The 17,851-nt window shown below is 59.4% G+C and carries 18 protein-coding genes and 1 pseudogene; 14 read left to right on the top strand and 5 right to left on the bottom strand.

The annotated features are described in order from the left end of the window. Positions 1-13: 13 nt before the first annotated feature. Complete coding sequence (locus tag GGQ68_RS20780) at positions 14-1,582, bottom strand: XylR N-terminal domain-containing protein (protein ID WP_281374919.1); 1,569 nt, start codon at positions 1,580-1,582, stop codon at positions 14-16. 304 nt (positions 1,583-1,886) lie between these two features. Between GGQ68_RS20780 and GGQ68_RS20775 the strand changes: the two genes are divergently transcribed. From GGQ68_RS20775 to GGQ68_RS20740, 8 genes are all read left to right on the top strand, one after another. Then, positions 1,887-2,402 carry a 2,4'-dihydroxyacetophenone dioxygenase family protein gene (locus tag GGQ68_RS20775; protein ID WP_183969369.1) on the top strand — a complete coding sequence of 172 codons (516 nt, stop codon included), beginning with the start codon at positions 1,887-1,889 and terminating at the stop codon, positions 2,400-2,402. A 30-nt stretch (positions 2,403-2,432) separates the two neighbouring features. Continuing rightward, positions 2,433-3,269: an SDR family NAD(P)-dependent oxidoreductase gene (locus GGQ68_RS20770; RefSeq protein ID WP_183969368.1), complete on the top strand. Its 837-nt coding sequence runs from the start codon at positions 2,433-2,435 to the stop codon at positions 3,267-3,269. An 89-nt stretch (positions 3,270-3,358) separates the two neighbouring features. Then, positions 3,359-4,657, top strand: coding sequence for an ABC transporter substrate-binding protein (locus GGQ68_RS20765; protein ID WP_183969366.1), 1,299 nt, complete (start codon positions 3,359-3,361; stop codon positions 4,655-4,657). Positions 4,658-4,666: 9 nt separating this feature from the next. Next, a complete protein-coding gene (locus GGQ68_RS20760) occupies positions 4,667-5,395 on the top strand; it encodes an ABC transporter ATP-binding protein (RefSeq protein ID WP_183969364.1) in 729 nt (242 codons plus the stop codon). After that, entirely contained in the window at positions 5,392-6,126 is a 735-nt protein-coding gene (locus GGQ68_RS20755) for an ABC transporter ATP-binding protein (RefSeq protein WP_183969363.1), read from the top strand. The genes GGQ68_RS20760 and GGQ68_RS20755 overlap by 4 nt, the downstream gene beginning before the upstream one ends. Then, a complete protein-coding gene (locus tag GGQ68_RS20750; protein ID WP_183969361.1) occupies positions 6,113-6,973 on the top strand; it encodes a branched-chain amino acid ABC transporter permease in 861 nt (286 codons plus the stop codon). The genes GGQ68_RS20755 and GGQ68_RS20750 overlap by 14 nt, the downstream gene beginning before the upstream one ends. Positions 6,974-6,982: 9 nt before the next feature. After that, positions 6,983-7,990 (top strand): branched-chain amino acid ABC transporter permease, encoded by a 1,008-nt coding sequence (locus GGQ68_RS20745; protein ID WP_183969359.1) that lies wholly within the window; start codon positions 6,983-6,985, stop codon positions 7,988-7,990. Beyond that, positions 7,987-9,015, top strand: coding sequence for a zinc-dependent alcohol dehydrogenase (locus GGQ68_RS20740; RefSeq protein ID WP_183969357.1), 1,029 nt, complete (start codon positions 7,987-7,989; stop codon positions 9,013-9,015). Before GGQ68_RS20745 ends, GGQ68_RS20740 begins: the two co-directional genes overlap by 4 nt. A gap of 347 nt (positions 9,016-9,362) precedes the next feature. On the opposite strand, the gene GGQ68_RS24475 is transcribed toward GGQ68_RS20740, so the two are convergent. Then, complete coding sequence (locus GGQ68_RS24475; protein WP_246429480.1) at positions 9,363-10,295, bottom strand: alpha/beta hydrolase; 933 nt, start codon at positions 10,293-10,295, stop codon at positions 9,363-9,365. Positions 10,296-10,308: 13 nt separating this feature from the next. Further along, complete coding sequence (locus GGQ68_RS24470; RefSeq protein WP_246429479.1) at positions 10,309-10,764, bottom strand: hypothetical protein; 456 nt, start codon at positions 10,762-10,764, stop codon at positions 10,309-10,311. A 432-nt stretch (positions 10,765-11,196) separates the two neighbouring features. Here GGQ68_RS24470 and GGQ68_RS20730 point away from each other — a divergent pair, with 432 nt between their 5' ends. The 6 genes from GGQ68_RS20730 to GGQ68_RS20705 all read left to right on the top strand — a co-directional run bounded on the left by GGQ68_RS20730 (position 11,197) and on the right by GGQ68_RS20705 (position 16,852). Then, positions 11,197-12,063, top strand: coding sequence for a shikimate dehydrogenase (locus GGQ68_RS20730; protein WP_183969355.1), 867 nt, complete (start codon positions 11,197-11,199; stop codon positions 12,061-12,063). A gap of 44 nt (positions 12,064-12,107) precedes the next feature. Next, on the top strand, positions 12,108-13,097 hold the full coding sequence (gene dctP / locus GGQ68_RS20725; protein WP_183969353.1) for a TRAP transporter substrate-binding protein DctP: 990 nt from the start codon (positions 12,108-12,110) through the stop codon (positions 13,095-13,097). Between the two features lie 62 nt (positions 13,098-13,159). Beyond that, entirely contained in the window at positions 13,160-13,681 is a 522-nt protein-coding gene (locus tag GGQ68_RS20720) for a TRAP transporter small permease (protein WP_183969351.1), read from the top strand. Further along, entirely contained in the window at positions 13,674-14,969 is a 1,296-nt protein-coding gene (locus GGQ68_RS20715; RefSeq protein WP_183969349.1) for a TRAP transporter large permease, read from the top strand. The genes GGQ68_RS20720 and GGQ68_RS20715 overlap by 8 nt, the downstream gene beginning before the upstream one ends. 4 nt (positions 14,970-14,973) lie before the next feature. After that, positions 14,974-15,858 (top strand): SMP-30/gluconolactonase/LRE family protein, encoded by an 885-nt coding sequence (locus GGQ68_RS20710; protein ID WP_183969347.1) that lies wholly within the window; start codon positions 14,974-14,976, stop codon positions 15,856-15,858. A 16-nt stretch (positions 15,859-15,874) separates the two neighbouring features. Next, on the top strand, positions 15,875-16,852 hold the full coding sequence (locus GGQ68_RS20705; protein WP_183969345.1) for a sialic acid TRAP transporter substrate-binding protein SiaP: 978 nt from the start codon (positions 15,875-15,877) through the stop codon (positions 16,850-16,852). Between the two features lie 195 nt (positions 16,853-17,047). Here the strand turns inward: GGQ68_RS20705 and GGQ68_RS20700 are convergent, their stop codons facing one another. Together GGQ68_RS20700 and GGQ68_RS20695 are read right to left on the bottom strand one after the other, a co-directional pair. Further along, on the bottom strand, positions 17,048-17,275 hold the full coding sequence (locus tag GGQ68_RS20700; RefSeq protein ID WP_183969343.1) for a hypothetical protein: 228 nt from the start codon (positions 17,273-17,275) through the stop codon (positions 17,048-17,050). 86 nt (positions 17,276-17,361) lie between these two features. Beyond that, positions 17,362-17,719 (bottom strand): annotated as a pseudogene (locus tag GGQ68_RS20695) (hypothetical protein); the annotation flags it as partial. Positions 17,720-17,851 lie beyond the last annotated feature (132 nt).

The raw sequence follows: 17,851 nt of genomic DNA, 5'->3' as shown, positions 1-17,851 counted from the left end.
ATCCAAAAATGCCTTACTTGTTCAATAAGGCCAAGCGATAGCCCAATTTCGCCCGGGTTAAGCCAAGTCGACGCGCAGCAGCCGATATATTCCCACCGGCCTCGTTCAATGCGAGGATCTCGATCTTCGCAATTAGATCGTCTATCGGGACTCCGTGATCCAAGGTAGATTTTGTAGCCTCCCAAACAGCGTCAATGCAGTCGGCAGTGGACCTCTTGCTCGTCTCGACCGCCGACGACTGAGGCCGGGTGGAGGCTTCGTTTGTCAGAGCTTTGGCGATATCCTCCGCAGTTATTGCGGCAGCCGTCTCCGCTTTCAAAGCGGCGCGGAGAATTGTCGAACGGAGTTCCGGAAAATTTCCCGGCCAAGACTGTTGTCGAATGAAATCACGTGCCTCCGGCGTGAGCTGTAGAACGAAATCATCTTGTTGGGTTCTGAGATGAGACAAGTAAATATCACCGAACACTGCGATGTCGTCCTGCCTTGCGGCCAAGGAAGGCATTGTGACGGGCATAACGGACAGCGCGTAAAGCAGGTCAGCGCGCAGTTTCTTGTCGCATTGAAGCTGAGACAAAGAACGATGTGATAGCCCGATCAACATGAAATTGTCGGGCGCGGCTCCGTCTGCCTGCATCAGGTTGACCAAATCCAACTGTGCGTCGGCGGGGAGATCTTCCAGTGCTTCAACCACCAAGGTCTGTTCTCGCGCGCCCTTTTTGGCCAGCATTTGGCGAATGCCCCGAAGAAGCTCCGGAAGCGTGTCTGATCCGCCATACACGCGGTGCAATTCACCGGACGCAAATCGCCTCGCCTGCAACCAAGCGGCAGCCTTGAAGCATCCTGTGCCCTGAGGTCCGGTGATGACAGTGCTTAAACCTGCCATTGCCAGCCGCTCCAGATCCCTTCGCACGGGCGCAACGATCATGTCATCCAGAATGCCGGCGGTCTGACTGCCCTGTGTCAGCCCATTTTTGCGAATGCGGGGCGACGTTTCGGGCCTTGTGACCAGCACCTCCTCAAGGAATGTTCGAACGAATGGGTCATCTTTGCCCCATTCATCGACTGTTTTGCCCACAACGCGGCAGAATTTGTCGCCCATCGCCGCGCAGCTTACTTCCTTGTAAAGGATCAGCTTGCGAAAAAAAACGCTGGCATATCCGGCCGCATACCCTGTCTGCGCCCAGCAAACAGGCTTGATCGCGCGACCGTGACGCCGAGAATATTCCATCGCCTCAACCGATCCGTGCCAGAGAAAATCGCCGGAAAACCGGTCGTTCTTGAAGTCGAAATCGTTATGCAGTGTCTCGACGCGAACTGTGCCAGTGACCATGTGCAGGCGCGTTCCCGCCGTGAACGCATCGCCGATCTCAAGATTTGGCCAGGCTTGCCGGATGAACTCCGCGTCCTCACGTCCGTTTCGGTAGCCCAGGCGCAGCAGAAGAACCATCGCCTCGTGTTCGCCGTAGCGGCGAATAAGTTCGTCCTGAAGGTCGGCCGCGTAGGTCGCGCGGGACAGGACCATTCGCGCTCCATTCAGCTCGATGCTGCCGCGCGCCGGGCTGAAGGTCATTCTATCGAGCATGTCGGACAGGGTTGGGCGCCCGCCACGGTCGAGAAGACCAAGTTCGTCAGGATGTGTTTTCATGTAAGCATTTAATCATATGATGAAGCAGTTTCATCATATACTTAAGCCGCACCGCAGAAAGGAGGCGCGACCCACCTATGCCTTGGTGATCTTGTTAACCATTTTCCTCAAGCTTTTCAGCGCAAACATGCCGCGGAAAAGGCTTTCCGCAATGCAGCATCAAAAAAAGGTTTTGACGATTTGTGACCCCCGCCTGTCTCCTAGGCGTCGCTCCTGAAAATGGGGGCTTAGGGAGGATCACATGAACGACCAGAAGCTGATTACCAAATTGCCAGACGAACCCCACGAAGCGATGATCCATCGCTTTGGCAAAGAGGGCGCCTTCATCCCCGGTGATGATGAGAACAACCCTTGGGTGCCCTTCGGAGAACACGCAGCCATCAAGCACCTGGCCTTTGACGTGCGCCAAAATTCGGTGGCAAACATTCTATGGGTCAAAGGCGGCGGACGCATCGGCACGCACCGCCACAGGGGTGTCGTGTCTGCGGTCACCCTCGAAGGGTCCTGGGGCTATTACGAATACGACTGGGTCGCGCGACCGGGTGATTTTGTCTACGAATTGCCGGGCACGGCCCACACGCTCTATTCGGACGATCCAAACGGCATGAAGGCCCTTTTCTGGATCAACGGCGCAATCGAGTTCTTTGACGATCAGGCGAATTTCGAGTTCACGGCGGACGTCTTCTGGTTCATCGACCATTATGTCACGCACTGCGAAGCCAACAACATCCCCGTCAACAAAGACATGTTCATCTGATCCGCAATCGGTTCAGTCAGGGAGGAATACATGTCGCTTGAGACGATGTTTGATGTGGCGGGAAAGTCCGTCATCGTGACCGGTGCGGCCTATGGGCTGGGCCGGGCCTATGCAGAGATCATGGCTGAGCGTGGGGCAAATGTCGCCCTGTTCGACCTGAACCAAGAGCAACTCGACCGCACGTTGTCGGACATCCGAGAAACCGCGCCCAAAGGGAAGGTGACCGGCACCGTGGTGGATGTGACAGACCGAGCCGCGCTACGTGCGGCATTTGACGCAACCGCAAAAGCTCAGTCGGGCATTGACGTGGTCTTTGCCAATGCCGGTGTGGACGCTGGTCCGGGCTTTCTGACACCGGAGGGCGCACGCAACCCTGAAGGCCAGATCGATGCCTTGGACGACGCGCATTGGGACAAGGTGATCGGAGTCAACCTGACCTCGATCTACAACACGATGAAGCTGGCCGCCCAGCATATGAAGCAGCAGGACCGTGGCGGTGCCATCATCGCAACTTCGTCCATCGCGGCATTCTATGTCGATGGCATCGTCGGGACCCCTTATATGCCCGCGAAGGCCGGGGTCAGCCATCTGGTAAAGCAATTGGCGATGGAGCTTGGGCGATATCAGATCCGTGTGAACGCGATTTGTCCGGGCCCCTTCATCACCAATATCGCCGGGGGCCGGATGGCCAATGTCGAGGACCGGCAGGCGTTTGTCCGGTGGTCCTGTCTTGGACGCGTAGCTGAGGCGGACGAGATCAAGCCCTTGGCGCTTTATCTCGCGTCCAACGCATCGTCTTACGTCACGGGGTCGCAAATGGTGATCGATGGCGGTCTGATCCTGCGCCCGGCTCAAGAGATCGAATGAACCTCGGTCAGGCAGCGTCCGCTGCCTGCCGACACGTGTCACCAACCGGGCAGGAGGAGCCCGGCGTGACGTCATCAGGGAGGAAATCAATGACACTCGAAATCAATCCAAAATCCTACGTTGACCGGCGTTCGCTGCTCAAGGGGTTGGCCGCAGTGACCGCTGCCACAATTGCCCTGCCGCATGCGGCCCGTGCTCAAAACGCCAAGACCATCAAGATTGGCATGATCAGCCCAATGACCGGCCCGCTGTCGCTTTTTGGTGAAACCGACGAATACACGGCCGCAAAAATCATGGAATTGGTCGCCGACGGGATCGAGGTCAACGGCGAGACCTACAACATCGAAATCCTGATGCGGGACGCGCAGTCCAACCCCAACCGGGCTGCCGAATTGGCAGGCGACCTCATCCTCAACGATGAAGTGTCGCTGATGCTGCCGGCCTCGACCACGGACATCAACAACCCGACAGCGGATCAATGCGAGCTTTACGGCGTGCCGTGCATTTCATCGAACTCGCCCTGGCAGGCCTTCGTGATGCCACGGGGAGGCGCGGAAAACCCGTTCATGTGGACCTACCACTTCTTCTGGGGGCTCGAAGACGTGCTGGGTACGTTCACGGGCATGTGGCGATCCATCGACACCAATGGCAAGGTCGGAATGCTTTTCCCTCGCAATGCTGATGGGGAAACCTGGGGCAACGAAGAATACGGTCTGCCCTCTGCCGTGCGCGAAGCGGGTTTCGAGGCCTTTGCCCCATCCATGTTCGAACCAAGAACCAACGATTTCTCGGCCCAGATATCAGAGTTCAAAAACAACAACTGCGAGATCGTCGGCGGCATCACCTACGTGGCCGACCTCAAGACATTCATCACGCAGTGCAAGCAGCAAAACTACACACCCAAGGTGGTGACCGTGGCCGCGGCCCTGCTGTTCCCCTCCGGCATCGAAGCCATGGGCGAATTGGGCGAGGGAATGTCCTCCGAGGTCTGGTGGACACCGGCGTTCCCCTTCACGTCATCCTTGACCGGCCAGACAAGCCAGGAAATCGCTGATGGCTGGGGAGAGGATACCGGCAAACAGTGGACACAGCCGCTGGGCTACTCTCACGCTCTGTGGGAGGTCATTCTCGACACGCTCAAGCGGTCCTCGGACCCGCAGGATCGCGATGCAAACCGCGAAGCTCTGGCGGCCACAAATCTGGACACGCTCGTCGGAAACATCAATTTTGCCGATGGCCCTCATCCGAACATATGCAAGACGCCGATCTTTGGCGGTCAGTGGGTCGAGGGCGAAGACTGGCCCTTCGATCTGAAGATCGTGGACAACACGCTGTATCCGGACGTGCTTGAACCGGACACGGCGATGAAACCGCTTGATTGGTCGTAAGGGCACCCCATGACTGATCAGATGCTCTTGTCGGCGCGCGGCCTGACCAAGCGTTTCGGCGCTGTCACCGTGGTGGACGACGTAACTTTCGATGTGCCACGCGGGAAGGTCCTTGGCATTCTTGGGCCCAATGGTGCGGGCAAGACGACGCTGTTCAACCTGATCAGTGGTGACCTTGCTGCAAACGGGGGGGAGCTGTCTTTGGATGGCTCCCTGCTCTCCGCTGAACCGCCCTACAAACGCTGCCAGCGCGGCATAGGACGCACCTATCAGGTGCCTCAGCCGTTTGGCGACATGACGGCGTTCGAAAACCTCATGGTGCCCGCAATGATGAGCGCCAAGATGAGCGAGGCGGACGCCAGCGAACATGCCGCCGAGGTCTTGCGCGACTGCGGCCTGCTTGCGCGCGCCAACAATCGCGCCGGCGGCCTGACGTTGCTTGATCGGAAACGACTGGAACTGGCGCGGGCGCTGGCGGGCAAGCCCAAACTGCTGCTGCTCGATGAAATCGCGGGCGGCCTGACCGAGGCAGAGGGCGCAGAACTCGTGTCGCTCGTCCGGCGTGTGCGAGACCGCGGCGTGACGATCCTCTGGATTGAACACGTTCTGCACGCCCTGATGGCAGTCGCGGACAGCGTTCTGGTGTTGAACTTCGGCAAGAAGATCGCCGAGGGCAGCCCCGACACGGTGATGCAGAACTCCGAGGTTCAGCGCGTTTACATGGGGATCGAAGCATGACTGACACACCCATCCTGTCGACCCACGGCCTGACCGGGGGATACGGCGACTTTCAGGCGCTCTTCGGCATCGACCTGCACCTTATGCCCGGCGAAGTCATTTCGCTGATCGGTGCCAACGGAGCGGGTAAATCCACCTTTCTCAAATCAATCTTCGGGCTGTTGCCCGTGGACCGGGAGATGGTCCGGTATGAAGGTGCGGCCGTTGGCGGCACACCGGCGCACAAGATGGTCGGACGTGGGCTGGCCATGGTCCCGGAAGGGCGCAGACTGTTCGTCGGCATGACTGTCGAAGAAAACATGCGTGTCGCCATCGACCATGCGCGGCTTTCCGAAAGCGAAGGGCAATGGACACGGAACCGCTTGTTCGAGCTGTTTCCGATCCTCGGAGAGAAACGCAATCAGCCCATCGAAGACCTGTCGGGCGGGCAACAGCAGATGGTTGCCATATCGCGCGCGCTGCTCTGCCAGCCCAAGGTGCTTTTGTGCGACGAAATCAGTCTTGGCCTCGCGCCCAAGGTGATCCGAGAAATCTATGCCGTGTTGCCGGAAATCCTGTCGGGGGGCACGTCCATCGTCCTCGTAGAGCAGGATGTGACACTGGCCCGTGAGGCATCCAACCGGCTGTACTGCATGTTGGAAGGGCGGATCACCCTGACCGGCAATTCCAATGAAATCTCCCGCGACGACATCGCCGCGGCCTACTTCGGAGCGTCCAATGCAATGGCTTGATGCAATTGTCCAAGGGGTGCTTTTGGGCGGCATGTATGCGCAATACGCCCTTGGCATGGCCCTTATGTTCGGTGTTATGCGGATCGTGAACATTGCCCATGGCGACGTGATGATCCTGTTATCCTTGATTGCCGTGTCCCTTGCCGGGGTTCTGCCGCTTGGCAATGTCGGATTGGTTCTGGTAATCGTGCCCATCGCCGTTGGCCTTGGCTGGCTTTTGCAGAAGTTCATCCTGAACCGCGTGGTCGGGGCGGACCCCCTGCCCTCGTTGATCGCGACGTTCGGCCTGTCGATCGCATTGCAAAACCTGATGTTGGAAATTTGGTCTGCGGATACACGCAGCCTGCCAAATTCCGATATCGCAAGTGCAAGCTTTCAGATCGGGCCGATCTACCTTGGCCTGCTACCGGTGATCGTCCTGCTCTGCGCCTTCTGCCTCACCGGCGGACTGGATGCCGTTCTGCGCTATACCCGGTTCGGGCGCGGCCTGCGGGCAGCTGCAGCAGATACCGAGGCCGCTGCCATGACCGGCGTCGATCCCAAACGCATCTACGCGACGGCGACTGCGATTGCCGTGGGCATCCTGGGCCTTGCTGCCATCTTTGCGGCGCTTCGGGCGACTGTCTCACCCTCGGACGGGTCAGCGCAACTGATCTACGCGTTCGAAGCCGTCATCATCGGTGGCATGGGCTCTGTCTGGGGCGCGTTCATCGGATCAATGGTGCTGGGTGTCGCGCAGGCCGTGGGTCTGCGGATTGATCCGGGGCTTGGAATTCTCTTCGGCCATCTGGTGTTCCTTCTGGTGCTCGCAACGCGCCCCGAAGGCATCATGGCGCGCAAGAAGTAAGGGCGAAAAATGACCACAATTCATCATACGCGCGTCCAACGCGCGACCCTGTCCAGCCGGATTGCCATGAGCATTGGCATCGTGGCGCTCGTGGCTCTGGTGGCGATGCCCTGGTGGGCGACGTCGGGCAACATTCGATGGGCGATCGAGCTGTGTTGCTACATCGCCATCGCGCAGATGTGGAACCTTCTGGCAGGCTACGCCGGTCTTGTTTCTGTCGGGCAGCAGGCCTTTATCGGTGTGGCCGGCTACATGCTTTTCGTTCTGGCGCAGAACTTTGGCGTCAATCCGTTCGTGGCGGTAATCCTGTCGATGATTGCACCAGCGGTTCTGGCGGTGCCCACCTATTTCCTGCTGCGGCGGCTCGACGGCCCCTATTTCGCCATCGGCACATGGGTCGTGGCAGAGGCCGTCCGTCTGGCCACCTCGAACATCGACTATGTGAATGCGGGGGCCGGCATGACCTTGCGCGTCATGACGCAATACAGCCAACACGAACGCGAAGTCGCTTTTGTCATCCTCTGTGCCATCCTTTTGCTCGTGACCATCGGCGGCAGCTACTGGCTGCTCCGGTCCCGTCATGGACTGGCCCTGACCGCGATGCGCGACAACCCCGTCGCTGCGGCAAGTCAGGGCGTCAACGTTGGCAAGCTGCGGTTCTATATCTTCGTTGCAGCCGCCGTGGGCACGGGGTTCGCCGGCGCAATTTACTACATGGCGCAATTGCGCATTACGCCGTCGGCAGGCTTCGATCCGTTCTGGGCTTCGATGGCGATCTTCATCGTCATGGTCGGCGGGATCGGCTCCATCGAAGGGGCCATCATCGGCGCTCTGATCTACTTCTTTGCAGACCGGCTGTTCGGTGAGTTCGGTTCGGCATACCTCATCGTGCTTGGCCTGCTCACACTGATCATCGCCCTCTATGCCAGAGGCGGCGTCTGGGGACTGCTGCAAAAGCTCGGGGACCATCCATGGTTCCCGGTCCGCAGAAAACTGATCGTGGAGGACATCTCATGAAGGCCGCAATTTTCGACGCATTTGGAAAACCACTCCGCATCGGCAGCGTCGATAAGCCCGAGGCTGGCCGGGGTCAGGTTTTGCTCAAGATCTGCCGCTGCGGCATCTGCGGATCGGATCTGCACATGACCGAAGACCCGACCTTCGGTCTGAAAGGCGGCGAAGTGATCGGCCATGAATTTTCCGGCGAGGTCATCGATGTCGGCTCTGGCGTCACCCACCTGAAACCCGGTGATCAGGTCTCGGCGGCGCCACTTCGCGGCTGCGGCTCTTGCACTTCATGCAAGCGCGGCGAGCCCGCGTGGTGTTCGGACTTCACCTTGATCGGCGGTGGGTATGCCGAGTTCGCCGCCTTGGACGAGTTGCAATGCCGGAAGCTGCCATGGGGTATTTCCGCCATCGACGGAGCCCTTGCAGAACCGCTCAGCGTGGCGCTGCATGGCATCCTTCGGGCGGGGATGACGCCCGGCGCCCGCGTGCTCATCGTCGGCGCGGGCGCCATCGGCTTGGCTGTCGCCTATTGGGCCCGACGCATGGGGGCCGCACATGTTGTTGTCGCGGATCTGCACGACCATCAACGTGATCGTGCCATGGATCTGGGGGCAACTGACTTTGTTCTGTCGGGCGAAGACATGGCCCGCCGTGTGACCGAAAGCTGTGGCGGTGACGCGCCTGAAATTGTCTTTGAGTGTGTCGGAAAACCGGGGTTGATAGACCACTGTGTGGATCTCGTCGCGCCTCGGGGCAAGGTTCTGGTTCTGGGGCTTTGCACAGCACCCGATCACATGAACAGTTTCCGCGCGATCTCGAAGGAGGTCGAGATCGTGATGTCGGTTTTCTTCACGATGCCGGAATTTGAAATGGCGATCCGGGCTCTGGACGGTGGCAAATACACGCCGCATCATTTGATTTCCGACGACATCAACCTGATCGCGATGCCTGACGCTTTCGAAGCGCTGAGATCTCGCACAAGCCAGTGCAAGGTCATGGTTGATCCGAGTGCGGCTGAAACACCGAAGCTATAACCGTTTCCCGAGCGGGGCTTTTGGCGTTGTCGAGCAGATCCCCATGCCCGCAATCTTGGTGATGTTTGCATCGACGCTCTTTGCACGTACCCCGATGCGTTACCCGTGATTTTCATTCCACGTGGTGGCGTGTCGTTACACGCAGATATCAGTTGCAGCCGTGACGGTATGCGTGGGCGGCGCGCTTCGATGAGGATCTAATCCACAAATGGGCCGTCCATGCCTGCGAACGAACTTGTAATCAGACCCGGAAATCAAACAGCCATAATCACCTTGCGGCAAGGGCACAGATCCTCAATGGTCTGTGCCCTCTGAACGGCCCGAGCTACACTGTTAAGGGCCGCCCCTCAGCCTTGGGTATTGCGCAGCCAGGCTGACATGATTTTCAGCTTTTCCACGCTGTCTTCGCAATATTCCATCGCGCGCAGATAGCCGTGGATCAGCCCCTCCCCGCTGTCAGTTTCGACGGGCACACCGGCGGATTGCAGCGCCTCGGCGTACGCCAGGCCGCTGTCGCGCAGCGGATCGTTCTGAGCCACGGCGATGTAGGCAGGTGGTAGGCCCGCATGGCTGTCCGCGGCCAACGGGGCAATCCTGGGGTCGGAATTCAGCTGCTCCACGTCATCGCAATAAAGCGCGTTCGTGGCCGCCATACCAGAGACCATCAGAAGCGGGCCTTCGGCGTTTTGCTCATAAGAGGGTCGCGACCGGTCAAAATCACACGCCGGATAGATCAACAACTGTGCGCAGAGCGGGATACCCTCGTCCCGACATGTCAGGGCTACAGCAGCCGCAAGGTTTCCCCCGGCGCTGTCACCGCCAATGGACACGCGGTTCGCATCGACACCCAGCGTCGCGGCCTCTGCATGGACCCATTTCGTTACCGCGAGCACCTGTTGAAAGGCCTTCGGGAAAGGTTGCTCCGGGGCGCGGGCGTAATCGACCGATATCACAGTCTGCTTGTTCCACGCCGCAATCCGCGCGGTGATGTCCCAGTGGGTTTCCGGGCTCCCCTGCATCCAGGCGCCGCCGTGCATGTAAATCAGGGCCGGTTGCACACCGCCGTCGGAATGGCGGAAAATCCGCACGCGCACCGGGCCTCCCTCACTTTCAACCCAGTGCTCTTCATCAGTTTCCACGTCAGAAGGTGTCGGCAAGCGCATGTCCTGAGCAACGCCTTCGAAATGCTGCCGCCTGTCTGCCGGGGTCGCCCCGGGCGCAAGCGTTGCCCATTTCGCGTCCCAAACCTCAAGAAATTGAGAAATCTGCGGATTTATCATTCTGGTCTCCTCCTTAGCTCTTGGCAGAGCAGTTTCGGCGGACAGTCCCGGCCTCATGACAAGGCCAAGGATCATGTCCCCCACATGACGGCGCAGCCTTTGCTGACCCGTGTTCCGTAAAAAGGTCGCCCCCGAAAACACGCGAGAATGTCGCGCGATTGGAGACATTGAAAATTGAAACGGCCGAGATGTGCCATTGCAGCTCCAGCGTCGTCAGGCCGCGACGGAAACCGCCTGCTTCGACGCCGCGGCGGCAGATATCCTCCAAAAGCACGATGACGGAACTGTCCTGCCACGACATGACGGCCCCAGAGGCCATGTGTGCGCCGTCGTGAATGCTCTCGATCATCACCAGTCGTACAAAGCCCAGTGAGCGACGATGATGCTCGGAGGCAAATTCCGCCAGCTGCCGGAGCGCCGATACCGGATGGAGAGCGCCGAGATCCAACGCGGCTTCTCCCTTCGGCATACGGAAATAGGCATCCTCCAGAACCGTGATAGAGGCCGTTTTCGTGAAAGTAGTAATAGTGCATGCGCTTCGAGGTGCGCGTATGCGCCGTGATCTCTTCCACGCGTGCGCCGGAAAGACCGTGACGGGCAAAGATCTCGCGGGCCGTCTGCACTATGTTCTCGCGCACCGCTTCGGGGTTTTGCGTCCAGCCGCCGCGTTGCGGATTGTCCACTTCCTCCCTGGCCATGCTTGACATCCCTCCACCACCGCCGGTCACGCATACCAATCGAAATTGATCCGTGCCGCAGCGTGTCCAAGCCCGTGATTGGGCACCAACGCCTCCACATTTAACCAGCACGAACAAAACGTTGACTCAATTAACCATTTAGAACAATATCGCGTCAAGTGGCCAGAAGGTCATTGGGAAAGATGTTGGATATAGCGACACAAATGACTGAAACCATTGATCATTCCGCGACCGCAGGCTGTCAGATCGGGCTTTTGGGCGACGGCATTTCCGCGTCGCGAACGCCAAGCATGCACTTGGCCGCTGCTCAGGCAATGGGGCTCCCCTACAGCTATAGCCTTATCGATCCGCGCGCGCGCACCCTACCCGAGGATGTGGGCGAGATCCTGTCCCTGCTCGAAGCCGAGGGCTTCAACGGCATCAACGTGACCTATCCTTACAAGCGCGCCGTGATCCCGTATCTTGATCAGATATCGGAGGCCGCGCGAAAGGTCGGCGCGGTCAACACCATCCTTTTCCGGGATGGAAAACGCTTCGGCCACAACACAGATCACTGGGGCTTTGCGGAAAGCATGCGGCGGGGCCTGCCTGATGCGTGCATGGACCGCGTTCTCCTGCTTGGCGCCGGCGGGGCCGGTGGCGCTGTCGCACACGCGCTGCTGGATGGTGGCGCCGGGCACTTGGCGGTGCGCGACGTGAATGCTGGCGTGGCGAATGATCTTGTCGACCGTCTGAACGATCACTACGGCTCCGGCCGGGCCAGCGTTGTCACGGATGTCTTCGACGGCACGGCGCGTGCTCATGGCGTGGTCAATGCGTCACCCGTGGGGATGCGCAAGCTGCCGGGCCTTCCGCTTCCCGCAAAGGCTCTGCGCCATGATCTATGGGTCGCGGATATCGTCTACTTTCCATTGGAGACCGAGTTGCTCGCGACTGCGCGCGCGCTCGGCTGCGCAGTTTTGCCGGGTTCCGGCATGGCGCTTTATCAGGCCATCAGAGCCTTCGAGCTGTTTTCGGGTCACAAGCCCGAAATAGGTCGGATGCGGGAGGCATTCGACGCTTTCGACTGAGGCGGGAGGACGCCTCATGTTTTCTCAGGGAGGAGAAAAAAGACATGAAGACATTAAAAAGGGTCGCCGCGCAGGCTTCGGCGCTGGCGCTGGTTGCCAGCCTCGGAGCAGGATCCGCGATGGCGCAGGACACGGTCGAACTGATCTACTCCGACACTGTTCAGGAAACGGATCGCCGCAGTTCAATCCTGAAAGAGCACTTTTCCGGATGCCTGGGCGATGGCTTTGCCTTCAAGCCCTATTTCGGCGCCACCCTCTTTAAGCAGGGCACAGAACTGACGGCGATGCAGCGCGGCAATCTGGACATGGCGGCGTTGGCCATCTTTGACTTCTACAATCAGGTGCCGGAGGCGTCCATTCTGGGAACGGCCTACCTGTGGCGCGACTACGACCACATGCGCAAAACCTATGACTCCGGCGTGATGGACGAGCTGATCGCAGATATGGAAGAGGCCACGCAACTCAAGATCCTTGCGTTCCCCTATATCGGCACTCGGCACGTCAACATACGCGGCGACAAGAAGGTGATGACACCTGCGGATCTTGAGGGTGTGAAACTGCGGATGCCCGGCGGCGAAGGCTGGCAGTTCGTTGGCGAAGCGCTTGGCGCGAGCCCCACGCCGATGGCCTTCACCGAAGTGTATACCGCGCTTCAGACAGGTGCCGTGGATGGACAGGACAATCCGCTGCCCGCCGACAAGCAGATGAAGTTCTATGAGGTGACGGACCAAATCATTCTGACCGGCCACCTGATCTCGAACAACGTTTTCTCAATGTCCCGAAGCAAGTGGGACAGCATGACGCCGGACCAGCAAGGCAAGGTCGAAGAGTGTGCTCGCGAGTTCCAGGACGCGATGGACGAGGACACGATCCAGCAAGAGAGCGAGCTGATCGCCTTCTTCGAGGGAGAGGGACTCGACGTATATGAGCCGGACAAGGAAGCCTTCCGCACCCATGTGCTGGACGTCTTTGAGAATTCCAGGTTCTCGGCAGACTGGCCCGAAGGGGTTCTGGACAAGATCAACGGCCTGTAAAAAGGCCGCGCCGGGTCTGGAGCCACTGCACCGGACCCGGCCCAACAGGAGACGAGGGCTGAATGAACCGCCTGCGCACCATTTTTGACTGGCTCGGCAAACGCGCCGAGAACTTTCTGGCACTGATCCTGGGGGCGCTCTTCGTGAGCTTCCTGATCCAGATTGTCTTCCGCTACCTGCTGAATCTGCCGCTGGGCTGGACGGTGGAATTCGTGTCTATCGCCTGGCTCTGGGGCATCCTGTTCGGCTACGCCTTCGTGGTGCGGGAAGCAGACGTGATCCGGCTGGACATCATTTATGCGGCCCTGCCGCGTAACGCTCGCCGCGCATTGGACGTGCTCACTGGAACGATTTGTGCCGGTATCTTCATCTGGACGCTGCCGTATGTGTGGGACTACATCGCTTTCATGGCGATCGAAAAGACCGCCTACATGAAGATCCGTTTCGACTACGTCTTCGCGATTTACATCGCCTTCGCCCTATCCGTCATCCTGCGCTGCGGTATCACCGTCTGGCGCGGGATCACGGGTGCCGGACCGGCCTTCGACACCTCCAAATCCGCAGGCACTCACGACTATGACTGATCCATTTACCGTCGCGATCTTGCTGATCGCCTTCCTCGCCTTCGGCGGGCTCTCGATGGGCCTCGCCATGATCTGCGGATCGTCCATCTACTTGATCATGAAGGGCTTCGACCCGTCCATCGCCTCGGAGACATTGTTGCAGGGGCTTTTCAACAGCTACACGTTGCTGGCGATCCCACTCTTCATCCTGGCCGCCGACATCATGAATATCGGCTCGCTCGCGGACCGCCTCCTGCGTTTCAGCCAAGCACTCGTCGGCCGGTTCAAGGGCGGTCTGGGGCACGTGAACGTGGTCTCCTCGCTCATCTTCTCCGGCATGTCGGGATCTGCCGTCGCAGACGCCGTGGGCATGGGGAAGATCATCATCAACATGATGACCAAAGACGGCAAGTATACGGCCTCGTACGCTGCGGCGATCACCGCCGCATCGGCCACCATCGGGCCGATCATCCCACCGTCGATCCCGATGGTCCTTTATGCCTTGGTCTCCGACCAATCAGTCGGGTTTCTCTTTGCGGCGGGCATGGCGCCCGGTCTGCTCATGGGTGCTGTCTTGATGATCATGAACCTGGTCATTGCGCACCGGCGCGGCTTTGAAACCGACGAGGCCATTCCGCTGCGGGAGATGCCCGGCGTCACCTTCCGCGCTATCCCGGCATTGCTGCTGCCGGTGATCCTGCTGGGTGGGATCTACGGCGGTGTCATGACGCCAACAGAAGCTGCTGCCGTCGCCGCTTTCTACGCGTTGTCAATCTCCGTGATTTTCTACCGCTCCGTCTCGGCCGGGCAGTTCTACCAGACTCTGCTGGCTTCGGCGCGCTCCACCGCGACCGTCGGTATCCTGATTGCCGGCGCCCTGACCTTCCAGTACGTGGTCACGCGGGAGAACGTCCCGGACAGCCTCGCGGCCTTTCTGGGCCAGTACGAACTGTCACAGGTTGGCTTCCTGTTGGCGATCAACGCCCTTTTCCTGGTGCTTGGCTGCATCCTTGAATCCGGTGCCATCCTGCTGATCATCGTGCCGATCTTCATTCCAACGGCGCAATCACTTGGCATCGACTTGGTGCACTTCGGGGTGATCTGCGTGGTCAACGCCATGCTGGGTCTCATCACGCCGCCCTACGGCCTGTTGCTGTTTATCGTGTCCTCTATAACCAAGGCCCCACTGGGCAAGATCATACGCGACCTGCTGCCCTTCCTGCTGGCGCTGTTCACTGCCCTGATGATCATCACCTTCGTGCCGGACTTTGTTCTCTGGCTCCCGCGTCTTCTTGGCTACAAAGGGTAATCTGATGCGCAAACCAACCATCGAATGCGTGCAGAGGGTCGCGGCCCAGCTGGGGGAAACCCCGTTGTGGGATACAAAGCGCAATTGCCTGACCTGGATCGACATCGAGCAGCCCACGTACTGGACGCTTGATCCGCAGACCGGGGCAACCAGCGCGCTCAAGCAACCGGGGACCTACCTTGGCAGTCAAGCGCTCACCCGGTCCGGCGATGTCCTGATCGCCCGTGACCTCGAACTGGTGCGCCTTGATCCTGAAAACGGACGCACAACGCCTTTCTCCACGACACCGGATGAAGCCATGCCCGCCACGCGCCTGAATGACGGCCGTGTCGATCCGCAAGGGCGGCTCTGGATCGGGACAATGGACAATGGCCTAAAGGCCGGCTTGGGCGCGCTTTACCTGGTGACCGCGGACGGGGTGATGACGCGGATGCTCGACGACGTAGTGGTCTCCAACGGGATCGCTTTCGACCCGGACGGGCGGCACATGTACTTCACCGACACCCGCCGGCATGTCACCTACCGCCTGTCGCTCAGCGCGGACAAAAACGCCATCACGGGTCAGGAGATCTTTGCCGACTACTCCGCCAGCGGAGACCGCCCGGACGGTGCCTGTGTCGATGCTGACGGTTGTCTATGGCAGGCCTTTTTCGCCGGTGGCAAAGTCGTTCGCTACGCACCAGACGGTCGTATCGACCGAGAGATCTCCCTGCCTGTCACGAACCCGACCTGCCTGTGCTTCGGCGGGCAGGACATGAAGACCCTTTTCGTGACCTCGGCCTTCAAGTTCCTGAGCCCCGAGCGCCTTGCGGCAGAACCCCTTGCCGGAAGCGTGTTCGCCATCGAAGGCGCCGGCCAAGGCGTGCCCGAAACCCTATTTTCAATCTGACACCCCGGAGGACTTAATGTTTCATACACGTTTCAAGACCCTGACCGCCGCCCTGGCGGTCGCAGCCCTTGGCTCCATGGCCAGCGCGCAAGAGATCGACCTGATCTTCTCTGACGTAAACCCGCCGGAAGTTCCACGGTCCAAGGCGATGGTCGACATCTTCGCCGCAGAACTGGGCGACGAGTTCAACTTCCAACCCTATTTCAGCGCCACATTGATGAAGCAGGGCACAGAGCTTGTGGGCCTGCAGCGCGGCAACATCAACATGGCGGGTCTGCCGCCCTCAGATCTGGCGCAGCAGGCGCCTGAGTTCGACATTCTGGGCGCTGCTTACGTCGTGCGCGATCAGGCACATCTGAAGGCGATCTTCGACAGCGAAGTGGGTGAGCAACTCAGGGAAATCGCCCGCGAAAAGCTGAAAGTCGAGATCCTTGGAAGCTTCTACTACGGCACCCGCCAAGTGAACCTCAAAGGCGACGCCGAGATCATGACGCCCGAGGATATGTCCGGCATAAAGCTGCGGATGCCCGGTGGAGAAAGCTGGCAGTTCCTCGGCAAGGCTCTTGGCGCAAACCCGGTGCCGATCCCCTACACGGAGCTCTACACGGCCTTGCAATCCGGCGTGGTCGACGGCCAGGACAATCCCCTGCCCAACGACAAAGCAATGAAGTTCTACGAGGTCACCGACCAGATCGTGATGACCAATCACAACGTGGGCTTCGGGATGCTGCTGGTGTCCTCGCAGCTCTGGAATGACCTGACACCAGAACAGCAAACCGCGATGCAAGCCGCTGCTGACAAGGCCACAGCCTGGTCCGATGAACAGTATCTCGCCCAGGAAGCCGAACTGATCGACTTCTTCAAGGGTGAAGGCCTGAAGGTTTACGAACCCGATCTGGCCGCCTTCCAGTCGTATGCGCAGGAGCAGTACCTGAACTCTCCGCTTTCGAACTCCTGGCCTGAAGGCATGCTCGAAGCAATCAACGAGCTCTGAGCTCCTGCCCTAAATCCGCGCCCCGGCACAGGGGCGCGGGCCCGTTCGAAAGCCAGAGGCTCGTTTGGCGATTACGCCACGCATTTTCTAAAGCGCCTGAATGGCAGAATGAAACCATTCGATTTCCTGTCTTAGGGTAACGGAAAGAGCTTTCCGACTTCCCAAAACATTTTTTCGTTTCGAGACCCATTGATTTCATGTCTGCTGGGCTTTGTCGATGGCATGGATGCCGTCTGAAGGGGGTATCCATGCCATCAACAGACCCTCTGGCTCCCACTGCTCTCGCAGGCCGCGGACATTTTCCGCATCGTCCTGCAACTTCTGGTGCTCTTTAGCCAGTACTCGTTTGAGGGTGCGCGCGACCAGTTGCGCAATTCGCGTGACCATTCCCATTGCAGGATCGATTTGCTTCCACGTTTCCAACCGAAGGACACCCGTTTTTGGGGCCTCCGCGCGGCTTTGTTGCGCAAATTGAGGCCTGAACGCACTTCCCCAATCCTCGGACGGACTTATCCTGCGGCCTCGGTGATAGGTACTCCAAGAGCGGTGTAGCGGTTGAGCACTGCGACGCGCATCTGGATTTCCGCGACTTACCGGTGGAAGTCCCTCGCCATGAGGCTCTGCCCCAGCAGCTTCACACAATGCATCCACTGACCGGCAGGGTATTTCCGCAGGAAATGTCCCGAGAGGTTTGGTTTCGACACGGTTTCGACGGTGGTATCCGCTCCACCGTCGCCACAGGGCACGGCCCAGGTATCGCGATGCATTGACTGCTTCGTTTCTGGCGATGGCCCCGGCGCTCGTGGGTTTGCAGGGCTTGGCGTTCTTGCGCGGTGGAATAACGGCATGAGCGCCACGGACCGCAATTGGACCTGTCGCGCTTTCGTGCCGCCCCTGGTGCTCATTTAAGCCACCTTTCGTTCGAAGGCGCCCGGGCTTTTCCAGCCCAGTGCTGAATGGCGGCGTCGCGGATTGTAGAACCCATTGATGTATTCAAAG

The sequence above is a fragment of the Sagittula marina genome (assembly GCF_014196795.1).
Lineage (GTDB): Bacteria > Pseudomonadota > Alphaproteobacteria > Rhodobacterales > Rhodobacteraceae > Sagittula > Sagittula marina.
Note: the sequence above shows the minus strand (reverse complement) of the source record. Positions and strands in the feature narration are given on the sequence as shown.